The organism is Phycicoccus elongatus Lp2 (assembly GCF_000367525.1).
GTDB lineage: Bacteria > Actinomycetota > Actinomycetes > Actinomycetales > Dermatophilaceae > Phycicoccus_A > Phycicoccus_A elongatus.
Genome location: NZ_HF570956.1, coordinates 401,913 through 404,002, shown reverse-complemented (window position 1 = coordinate 404,002; position 2,090 = coordinate 401,913). Strand labels below are relative to the sequence as shown.

Sequence of the window (2,090 nt, the reverse complement as noted above, 5' to 3'; positions counted from 1 at the left end):
TGGCCGGGGGCGGCGGCGTGGCCGGGGCCACATCGGAGGGCGCGGTGGGAGCGGCAGCCTGCTGCGCGGCATACCCGGGTGGAGGTGGGGGCGCCCCCGGGGGAGGCGACCCGTAGAGCCCACCCGCGCCCTGCGGACTCGTGCAGCGCAGGGGCGCCAACTGCCCTCCGGCCTCCAGGCCCTGGAGGGTGTGCAGGACCCTCTCCTTCTCGGAGGCATCGACCGGATGGCCGTGCGCCTCGCGCCAGGTGATCAGGCCGAAGTCGCGGAGCGCGGCGTCGGCGGCCCGGTTGGCACCCATGCCTCCCGGCGCTCCGGCCGGGCCGGAGATGCCGGCATTTGCCATGGCTTGGTCGGCCTTGGCGGCCATCTCGTTGGCCGCCTGCTTGGCCTTGTCGAGGAAACCCATCGAGCCCTCCGCATCGTGTCTGTCAGGGTCGGCCCCCATTGCCCACCCAATGTCCTCCGAGCGTATGACGGGAGACGGTGTGACGGCATACCTTTTGGGAAGGTCCGGCAAGGGATGCCGGCGCGCGACTCAAGGGGAATGCCATGACGATTCACGGTTCACTGTTCACCGAGTTCAAGGAGAAGGACACCCAGGATCCCTTCTCCCTGCAGAACAAGAAGCTGCTGCGCATCGATATGCGCTACGGCGAGGTGCAGGCCAAGGCAGGCTCGATGGTGGCCTACCAGGGGGATGTGCGCTTCACGAAGCAGAGCAGCGGGCTGGGGCGGATGTTCAAGTCAGCGGTCACCGGCGAGGGTGTCTCGATGATGACCTGCTCGGGGAGCGGCGAGCTCTTCGTCGCCGATGAGGCCTCGGAGGTGCAGGTCATGTATCTCGAGAACGACTCCCTGTCCGTCAACGGCAACAACGTGCTCGCCTTCAGCAACTCGATCCAGTGGGACATCCACCGGATCCAAGCGCGCGGCGCGGCGATGACCGGCGGGCTCTACAACGTGTCGCTGCGCGGCACCGGGTATGTCGCGGTGACGACCAAGGGTGATCCGATCGCCTTGGACGTCGCGTCGGCTCCCACGTTTGCCGATGCGCAGGCGGTCGTGCTCTGGACCGCGGGGGTGTCCATGAACGTGCGCGTCGACACCGGCGGCATCGGGACGATGATCCGCGGCGGCAGCGGCGAACTGCTTCAGATGGCCTTCGGCGGCCAGGGCTATGTGTTGGTGCAGCCCTCGGAGTCGGTGATGTCCGGTGGTCACCAAGGAGGTGGCCAGCAGGGGCCGGGCGGAATGCTCGGCCAGTTGCTGAACTGAGCCCCCGGGGCGCGTCCAGGGGCCGGTCCTCGGGCCCGCCCGGCTTCCGGCTGACTCCGGGTGGGCAGAGAGTCCCGCGAGGCGTGCGGGGCGGCATACCCTGCCTCATGGCCCGGCTGCGGAAGGTGACGCCACGGATGCGCGGCTGGGCGCGCAAACGGGCCGGCAAGGGCTTCACCTATGTCGACGCCGACGGACACCGGCTGCCCGCGGAAGACATCGAGCGGATCAAGTCGCTGGCGATCCCGCCCGCGTGGGAGGACGTCTGGATCTGCCCCGTGCCGAACGGCCACCTCCAAGCGGTGGGGACCGACGCAGCCGGCCGGCGGCAGTACCTCTACCACCCGGACTGGCGGATCCGGCGCGACGAGGCGAAGTTCCGTCGCGTCACGGCCGCGGCCACGCGGCTGCCCACGGCACGACGCAGGGTGGCCGCCGACCTCGGCGCACAGGGTATGCCGCTCGAGCGCGCCGCTGCGATCGCGGTGCGACTGCTCGATCTGGGCTATTTCCGGATCGGCAACGACGCCTATGCCGATGCGAACGGCTCCTTCGGGCTCACGACGCTGCAACGCCAGCACGTGCGGCGCAAGGGGTCGACGCTGGTCTTCCAGTTCGTCGGCAAGTCCGGGATCGAGCACACGATCGCGATCGAGGACGCCGACATCGTCGAGGCGGTCCGGGTGCTGCGGCAGCGGCGCTCGGCGAGCGACCGACTGCTGGCCTACCAGGTGGAGCGGGCGTGGTTCGATCTCGACGCCGCGGCGGTCAATGCCTACCTCTCGGACGTGATGGGCGGGGAGCTCACCGCC

2 protein-coding genes and 1 pseudogene are annotated in these 2,090 nt (G+C 69.7%); 2 read left to right on the top strand and 1 reads right to left on the bottom strand.

Features of this window, described 5'->3' with window-relative positions; genetic code table 11:
- Positions 1-409, bottom strand: a pseudogene (locus tag BN10_RS17100) (hypothetical protein); the annotation flags it as partial.
- A 143-nt stretch (positions 410-552) separates the two neighbouring features.
- On the opposite strand from BN10_RS17100, the gene BN10_RS01915 reads away from it, so the two are divergent.
- Both BN10_RS01915 and BN10_RS01910 read left to right on the top strand, forming a co-directional pair.
- Positions 553-1,278, top strand: a complete 726-nt coding sequence (locus BN10_RS01915) for an AIM24 family protein (RefSeq protein ID WP_010849465.1) — start codon at positions 553-555, stop codon at positions 1,276-1,278.
- A gap of 107 nt (positions 1,279-1,385) precedes the next feature.
- The coding region (locus BN10_RS01910) for a DNA topoisomerase IB (RefSeq protein WP_040750716.1) at positions 1,386-2,090 on the top strand (705 nt) is incomplete at its 3' end.

Excerpts from the sequence above, each read along its gene's own strand:
- BN10_RS01915 (WP_010849465.1), top strand. The coding sequence starts at position 553 with ATGACGATTCACGGTTCACTGTTCACCGAGTTCAAGGAGAAGGACACC.